This window comes from Cyanobium sp. LEGE 06143 (assembly GCF_015207535.1).
GTDB lineage: Bacteria > Cyanobacteriota > Cyanobacteriia > PCC-6307 > Cyanobiaceae > NIES-981.
On sequence record NZ_JADEWP010000131.1, the window covers coordinates 1 to 7,253 of the forward strand.

The following is a 7,253-nucleotide window of genomic DNA, read 5'->3' on the forward strand; positions in this document are numbered from 1 at the left end:
CTGCGGGTCTTGCGGCGCCGGATCAGGGTGTCGTAGCGGGGGTTGCTGGCCCAGTCGGCGGGGAGACCGGCTGGCGGGGCAGCGGCGTCAGGGCGAGCCAGAGTACCGGTCATGGCGGCGGGCCGGAGAGTGGCCAAAGCCTGTCACAGGAGAGGGCTCAACCGGCGGCTTCGGTCGCGAGCTGGTCCAGCCGCCGGCGTACGTCCTGGAGGTCCTGCCAGGTGAGCCACTTCGGACTGCCCTGCTGCCGCGAGGGGTTACGCAGCAGATAGGAGGGGTGAAAGATCGGCATCAGCCACCGCCCCTGCAGTACACCGCCATGGCCCTGGCGCCACTGGCCGCGCAGCCGGGTGATGCCTCCCTTCACCCCCAGCACCCCCTCCATGGCCGTGGCGCCGGCCAGCAGGATCACGGCGGGATCCACCAGGGCGATCTGGCGCTCCAGCCACGGCAGACAGGCGGCCATCTCCGCCCCGCTCGGTTTGCGGTTGTCAGGAGGGCGGCACTTCACCACATTGCCGATGTAGGCGTCGCGGTTGGAATCGATGCCCACGCTGCCGAGCATCTGATCGAGCAACTGCCCGGCCCGGCCCACGAACGGCTCACCGCTGGCATCTTCCTGGGCACCGGGACCCTCACCCACCACCATCAGGCGGGCGGCGGGATGGCCACGGCTCACCACCACCTGCTGACGACCCGCCGCCAGACCGCAGCGGCGGCAGGCGCTGCAGGCCGCCGCCAGCGCCTCCAGGCCCAGCTGGCCTTCTGCGCCTTGGGCAGGGGCGCTCAAGCCGAAGAGGTCGGACTGCTGGGCCTCTCCGGTCATGGGCGCAAGGCAGGGGACTGACATGGCCATCCTGTGACAGAGCTGGACAAAACAGGCGTTTTCGTGCCACCTCGAACCTCTCTGCGGGTGAGGAGTGATGCAGGATGGCCTCTTGATGTAGCCGAGCTCACCAAATGCCGGCCCGACGCCGATGCCGAACCCTGGGATGTTGGCCGCTGTGGCCCCGACAGCGGCACTGAAGATGGCCGCTCCGCTTCATCCATCCCTCGATTCCACGGCGCCCCGGATTCAGCCCCCGGCAGAGGCCGTCCAGCTCTCCCAGCGGGCCCGGGGGCTGCACCCTTCGCTCACCCTGGCCATCGCCGCCAAGGCGCGGCAGTTGAAGGCCGACGGCCAGGACATCTGCAGCCTCAGCGCCGGTGAGCCGGATTTCGATACCCCCACCTTCATCCGCCAGGCGGCGGCCCAGGCCCTGGAGGCGGGCCACACCCGCTATGGCCCCGCCGCCGGGGAGAGCGCGCTGCGGGAGGCCATTGCCGGCAAACTGAGCCGCGAGAACGGAGTGCCGACCAGCCTTGGCCAGGTGCTGGTCACCAATGGCGGCAAGCAGGCCCTGTTCAACCTGTTCCAGGTGCTGCTCAATCCAGGCGACGAGGTGTTGCTGCCGGCGCCCTACTGGCTCAGCTACCCCGAGATCGCGCGGCTGGCCGGAGCCAGCGTCACCGTGCTGCCCTGTGAGGCCACCGCTGGCTTCCGGCTCGACCCCCAGCAGCTGGAGCAGGCGATCAGCCCAGCCACCAGGCTGCTGGTGCTGAACAGCCCCGGCAATCCCAGCGGGATCGTGATCAGCCGCGGCGAACTGGAGCAGCTGGCCGCGGTGCTGCGGCGCCATCCCCGCGTGGCGGTGGTGTGCGATGAGATCTACGAATACCTGCTCGCTCCCGGCCTGGTCCACCACAGCCTGGCCGCCGTGGCCCCCGACCTGGCCGAGCGGATCTTCATCGTCAACGGCTTTGCCAAGGGCTGGGCGATGACCGGCTGGCGGGTCGGCTGGCTGGCCGGCGCCGAACCGGTGATCAAAGCCGCCTCGGCCCTGCAGAGCCAGTCCACGAGCAACGTCTGCAGCTTCGCCCAGTTCGGCGCCCTGGCCGCCCTGGAGGGCCCGCGCGACTGTGTGCAGACCATGGCAGCCGAGTTCAACCGCCGGCGCAGCCTGCTCAGCGAGGGCCTGCGCCGCCTGCCCGGGGTCACCCTGCCCCAGCCCCAGGGCGCCTTCTACGCCTTCCCGGATGTGAGCGCCTGCGGGCTCGACTCCATGACCCTCTGCGATCGCCTGCTCGACAGGGTGGGGCTGGCCGTGGTGCCCGGTGTGGCCTTCGGCGACGATCGCTGCATCCGCCTCTCCTGCGCCGTCTCCCCAGCCGCGATCGAGGACGGCCTGCAGCGCCTGGAGCGCTTCTTCGCGGGCCTCTGACGACGGGCCTGAGCTCGGGAGGGCAGGATCATCGGGTCGTTGCCCCCGGATCCGTGACCACTCGAGAACGCTGGGCCGTTGCGCTTGCCGGCCTCCTCCTGATCGGCCTGCTGCCAACGGCCTGCACCCCCCGCCCCGACGGTGCCACAGCACCGAACGGCAGCAGCAGCGAGGCCGCCAGGCCCAACGAGAAACGGGTGCTGCGCATCGGTGCCATCCCCGATCAGAACCCCGAGAAACTGAACCGCCTCTACGGCCTCGTGGCCGAAGAACTCAGCGAGCAGCTCAAGGTGCCCGTGCAGTTCGTGCCCGTCACCGACTACACCGCCGCCGTGAGCGCCTTCCGCACCGGCGACCTGGACCTGGTGTGGTTCGGCGGCCTCACCGGCGTCCAGGCCCGGCTTCAGAAACCCGGTGCCCGGGCCCTGGCCCAGCGGGACATCGACCGCTCCTTCCACAGCGTGTTCATCGCCAACCCCAGCAGTGGCCTCAAGCCCTTCAGCGCCCAGAGCGACCTGACCCAACTCAAGGGCAAGCGCTTCACCTTCGGCTCCGAGAGTTCCACCTCCGGCCGGCTGATGCCCCAGTACTTCCTCGACCAGGCGGGCGTGCAGCTGAGCGACTTCGCCGGTGGCAACCCGGGCTTCAGCGGCAGCCACGACGCCCTGATCGCCCTGGTTCAGAGCGGCACCTACGACGCCGGCGTGGTGAACGAGCAGGTGTGGCGCAGCCGGATCGAGGAGGGCAAGGTGGACACCACAAAGGTGGTGGAGCTGTGGCGCACCCCCGGCTACGCCAACTACACCTGGGTGGTGCAGCCCGGCCTCGACAAGGACTACGGCGAGGGCTTCACCGAACGGCTGGAGCAGGCCTTCACCGGCCTCGACCCCAAGGATCCCCGCCAGGCTCAGATCCTGGAGCTGTTCGGCGCCGAGACCTTCGTCCCTGCCAGCAACAAGCAATACGAGGCGATCGAGGCGGTGGGGCGCCAGGTGGGCAAGGTCCGCTGATGGATCCCTGCTGGGTGCTTGAGCTGCAGGACGTGAGCGTGTCTGGCCGTGGCCGCCCCCGCCTGGAGGCGGTGACGCTGCAGCTGCAGCCGGGCGAGCGCGTGGCCCTGCTGGGCCCGAGCGGTGCCGGCAAGAGCACCCTGCTCAGCGTGGCCAATGGCCTGCTTCAGCCCGAGGCCGGTGAGGTGCGCTGGCAGGGCCGGCCCCTGGCCCGCTCCAGACGCGCCCGCCGCCTGCAGCAGGCCCGCATCGGCACCCTCTGGCAGGACCTGCGCCTGATCGAGGAGCTCAGCGTGCAGCAGAACCTCAATGCCGGCCGCCTGGCCGTCTGGGGCTGGCCGCGGGCGTTGCTCAACCTGCTGCTGCCGCTGGAGAGCGCCGCCTGCAGCGCCGTGCTGGCCCGCCTGGATCTCGATCCGGCCCTGCTGGATCAGCCTGTGGCCCGCCTCTCGGGCGGTCAGCGGCAGCGGGTGGCCCTGGCCCGGTTGCTGCGCCAGGAGCCGGTGCTGCTGCTGGCCGATGAGCCCCTGGCCAGCCTGGACCCCCGGCTGGCCGAAGACCTGCTGCGCCTGCTGCTGGAGCAGGGCCGCCAGCCCCGCGCCCTGTTGCTGAGCCTGCACCGCCCAGACCTGGTGGCTGGCTTCGATCGCGTGCTGGGGCTGCGCCAGGGCCGACTCGTGTTCGACCTGCCGGTGAGGGGCCTCACCAGCGCAAGGCTGGAGGCGCTCTACGCCGAAGCGCCCGTGGGGCGATGAGCAGTGGAGCGATGAGGAGTGGGGCCCTGCGGCCGGCGGCGCCGCTGTGGTTGCTGCTGCCCGCCCTCGCGGCGGTGCCGCTGCTGATCGCGCTGCCGGGCATCAGCCATGGCGGGGGCTGGAGCCTGATCGGGCGGTTCCTGCTGGGCGCTCTCCAGCCCTCCCTGGACCCGGTGGTGCTGGGCTCGGTGCTGGAGGGGCTCGGGGTGACCCTCGCCATCGCCCTGCTGGGCTGGGCCCTCAGCATGGTGCTCGGCCTGAGCCTGGGCATCGCCAGCTCGCGGCGCGTGTGGCTCACCTGCCTGGGAACGGCCCGGCCGGCCGGGCTGATCCGGCGGCTGCTGGCTCTGCCCCGCTCGATCCACGAGCTGCTCTGGGGCCTGGCCCTGCTGCAGCTGCTGGGGCTGCAGCCGGTGGTGGCGATCGCGGCGATCGCCCTGCCCTTCGGCGCCCTGGTGGCCCGGGTGGTGAGCGATCAGATCGACAACCTGCCCACCACGGGCCTCGAGGCCCTGCGCTCCAGCGGGGCGGCGGCGCCGGCGGCCCTGCTCACCGCCCTGGGGCCACCGCTGCTTCCCCAGCTGATCAGCTACGGCGGCTACCGGCTGGAATGCGCCCTGCGCAGCGCCACCCTGCTGGGGGTGTTCGGGCTGGGGGGTCTTGGCACGGAGCTGCGGCTCACCCTGCAGTCGCTCGCCTTCCACGAGCTCTGGAGTGGGCTGTGGCTGCTGCTGGCCGCCATGCTGGCGCTGGAGGCGCTGCTGGGCTGGCTGCGCCGTCGCTGGGCGATGCCGGAGCGCCTCAGCCTCGGCCGCGGCGGCGTGGGCTGGCGGGGACGAGAGCTGCTGCTGGCCGGCGGGCTGCTGCTGCCGCTGCTGCTGGCGCTGGCCTGGGCCCTGCAGGTGAATCCGGCCAGCCTGCTGCAGTGGCAGAGCTGGCCCCCCATGGGACCCGCCGACTGGCCTGCCGTGGCAGCCCTGCCCTGGCCCAGGCTGGTGGCCAATACCCTCAGCCTCACGCTGCTGGCCGCTGCCCTGGCGGTGGGCGTGGCGCCCCTGCTGCTGCTGCTGGTGGAGCCCTGGCCCATGGCCCAGGCCGCGCTGCGGGGGCTCTGGGCCATGGGGCGACTCTGGCCGCCGCCGCTGACGGCCCTGCTGCTGCTGTTCGTGCTGGAGCCGGGGGTGATCACCGGAGCGCTGGCCCTGGGCTTTCACAACCTGGGCGTGCTCGGCCGCCTGCTGCTGGAGAGCGCTGAATCCAGCCCCGCCGCAGCCCAGCAGGCCCTGAGCTGTGCCGGGGCGGGCCCCCGCCAGGCCCTGCTCTACGGGCGCTTCAGTGGCCTGGCCCGTCCCTACCTCGCCTACGGCGCCTACCGCGCCGATGTGATCCTGCGGGAATCGGTGGTGGTGGGGCTGGTGGGCGCCACGGGCCTGGGCAGCCAGCTGATGGAGGCCCTCAGTTCCTTCGCCTACGACCAGCTACTGGCCCTGGTGCTGGTCTACGCCCTGCTCACCCTGCTGGGGGAGGAGGGCAGCGATCGGGCCCGGCAGCGCCTGCTGGCGCCCCGGCCGGCAACCGGCTGAGACGCACCAGTCCCTGCTCCAGCAGCTGGTCTGCCGCCTGGGCCTCATCCAGCCCGTCCAGGGCCACGGACTGGCGCCCTCCATGGCGGCCCAAGTCGTGGTCGTAGCAGCGGTCGTAGTAGTCGAGCATCTGGCGGCAGGCCAGGGGCCAGTCGCCGGCAGCGATCGCCGCCAGGGCCACGGCGGTGCGCTGGGGCCCCAGCCGGCGGCTGATGCGACGGGTGGCCTCCGCCAGCGCCTCAGGATCCTGGCCGCCGTAGATCCGCACCAGCTGTTCCACCCGCTCCTCCAGGGGCCGCAGCACCTCCAGCACCGGCGCCTGCTCCATCTGGCGCCAGAGACCGATCGGGATGCGGCAGCGGCCCACCTGGGCACTCTCGGCCTCCAGCCAGATCTCAGCGGCCCCGTCGAGGGCGGTCAGGGCCGTGGCCAGCCGGTTTTCGTAGTGCTCGCTGCTGGGCTGGGGTGGCAGGCCCAGACCGCCGAAGCTGCTGCCGCGATGGTGGGCCAGTCCTTCCAGGTCCACCACCGCCACGCCGCGCTGGGCCAGGCCCAGCAGCAGGTCGGTCTTGCCCGTGCCCGTGCGTCCGCCCAACAGGCGCAGGGGCCAGGGCCGCTCGAACAGCTCCAGCACCCAGCGGCGGTAGGCCTTGTAGCCACCATCGAGCAGCAGGGCCGGCCGATCCAGTTGCTCCGCCAGCCAGGCCACGCTGGCGCTGCGCATGCCGCCCCGCCAGCACATCAGCCGCAGGGGCCCCGGCGGCAGGGCCGCCAGCTCCGCCGCCATCGCCTGCAGCCGCGGGCCCACCAGGCCCAGGCCGCGCAGCACGGCGGCCTCGCGACCGGCCTGCTTGTAGAGGGTGCCGATCTCGGCCCGCTCCTCATCGCTGAACAGGGGCAGGTTGATCGCCCCCGGCCGATGGCCCTGGCTGAACTCCGCTGGACTGCGCACGTCCAGCAGCGGCCCGGCTTGGGCGAGGAAAGCGGCCACCGTCAGCCGGGGTGCCATGGCGATCGCGGCGTCAGGGAGCCAATCCTCCCCGGCCGTGGGCCGCAGCGGCCGGCACCGGGGTGCTGCAGGATCAGCAGCGGTTCCCTTCCCGGCCGTCTCGCCATGGGTCTCCAGGTTCCCCGCAAGCTGATCGTGATCGGGGACAGCGGCGTGTACGGCTGGGGCGATCCCGAGCAGGGGGGCTGGTGCGAGCGGCTGCGGCGGCACTGGATGGCGCTGCCCCAGGCCCCTGTGGTGTACCCCCTGGGGGTACGGGGCGATGGGCTGGAGCGGGTGGCGGCCCGGCTGGAGCGGGAGGTGGGCTGCAGGGGTGAGCTGCGCCGCCAGAGGCCCCAGGGGATCCTGCTGTCGGTGGGGGTGAACGACACGGCCCGGGTGGGTCGTCCGGACGGGCGCCCCCAGCTCGATGCCGATGGCTTTCTCTATGGCCTGCAGCAGCTGTTGCAACGGGCGGGCCAGCTGGCCCCCGTGCTGGTGGTGGGCCTCACCCCGGTGGTGGAGCAGGCGATGCCCTTCGCCGATGTGCTGTGGTATTCCCAGGAGCAGCTGCGGCGCTACGAGGCCCTGCTGGAGCTGGCCTGCCTCGAGGCCGACGTGCCCTTTCTGCCCCTGCTGCGCCCCCTGCTCTGCGA

General features: G+C 72.1%; 7 protein-coding genes. 5 read left to right on the top strand and 2 right to left on the bottom strand.

Annotated elements, in window-relative coordinates:
• Positions 1 to 157: 157 nt before the first annotated feature.
• Positions 158 to 826 carry a uracil-DNA glycosylase family protein gene (locus IQ216_RS09755; RefSeq protein ID WP_222934201.1) on the bottom strand — a complete coding sequence of 223 codons (669 nt, stop codon included), beginning with the start codon at positions 824 to 826 and terminating at the stop codon, positions 158 to 160.
• Positions 827 to 1,028: 202 nt separating this feature from the next.
• On the opposite strand from IQ216_RS09755, the gene IQ216_RS09760 reads away from it, so the two are divergent.
• Genes IQ216_RS09760 through IQ216_RS09775 form a run of 4 tightly spaced genes read left to right on the top strand, consistent with a single transcriptional unit; the run spans position 1,029 to position 5,609 of the window.
• Positions 1,029 to 2,261 carry a pyridoxal phosphate-dependent aminotransferase gene (locus IQ216_RS09760; protein WP_228007360.1) on the top strand — a complete coding sequence of 411 codons (1,233 nt, stop codon included), beginning with the start codon at positions 1,029 to 1,031 and terminating at the stop codon, positions 2,259 to 2,261.
• A 53-nt stretch (positions 2,262 to 2,314) separates the two neighbouring features.
• On the top strand, positions 2,315 to 3,271 hold the full coding sequence (locus IQ216_RS09765) for a putative selenate ABC transporter substrate-binding protein (RefSeq protein WP_193815320.1): 957 nt from the start codon (positions 2,315 to 2,317) through the stop codon (positions 3,269 to 3,271).
• Complete coding sequence (locus IQ216_RS09770; RefSeq protein WP_193815321.1) at positions 3,271 to 4,026, top strand: ATP-binding cassette domain-containing protein; 756 nt, start codon at positions 3,271 to 3,273, stop codon at positions 4,024 to 4,026. The genes IQ216_RS09765 and IQ216_RS09770 overlap by 1 nt, the downstream gene beginning before the upstream one ends.
• A gap of 11 nt (positions 4,027 to 4,037) precedes the next feature.
• Complete coding sequence (locus tag IQ216_RS09775) at positions 4,038 to 5,609, top strand: ABC transporter permease (RefSeq protein ID WP_193815322.1); 1,572 nt, start codon at positions 4,038 to 4,040, stop codon at positions 5,607 to 5,609.
• Here IQ216_RS09775 and mnmH read toward each other — a convergent pair.
• On the bottom strand, positions 5,536 to 6,618 hold the full coding sequence (gene mnmH / locus IQ216_RS09780; RefSeq protein ID WP_193815323.1) for a tRNA 2-selenouridine(34) synthase MnmH: 1,083 nt from the start codon (positions 6,616 to 6,618) through the stop codon (positions 5,536 to 5,538). The genes IQ216_RS09775 and mnmH overlap by 74 nt on opposite strands.
• A gap of 105 nt (positions 6,619 to 6,723) precedes the next feature.
• Between mnmH and IQ216_RS09785 the strand changes: the two genes are divergently transcribed.
• Positions 6,724 to 7,253: GDSL-type esterase/lipase family protein (locus IQ216_RS09785; protein ID WP_193815324.1), on the top strand; the 530-nt coding region annotated here is incomplete at its 3' end.

Excerpts from the sequence above, each read along its gene's own strand:
- IQ216_RS09755 (WP_222934201.1), bottom strand. The coding sequence starts at position 826 with ATGACCGGAGAGGCCCAGCAGTCCGACCTCTTCGGCTTGAGCGCCCCT.
- IQ216_RS09760 (WP_228007360.1), top strand. The coding sequence starts at position 1,029 with ATGGCCGCTCCGCTTCATCCATCCCTCGATTCCACGGCGCCCCGGATT.
- IQ216_RS09770 (WP_193815321.1), top strand. The coding sequence starts at position 3,271 with ATGGATCCCTGCTGGGTGCTTGAGCTGCAGGACGTGAGCGTGTCTGGC.
- IQ216_RS09775 (WP_193815322.1), top strand. The coding sequence starts at position 4,038 with ATGAGGAGTGGGGCCCTGCGGCCGGCGGCGCCGCTGTGGTTGCTGCTG.
- mnmH (WP_193815323.1), bottom strand. The coding sequence starts at position 6,618 with ATGGCACCCCGGCTGACGGTGGCCGCTTTCCTCGCCCAAGCCGGGCCG.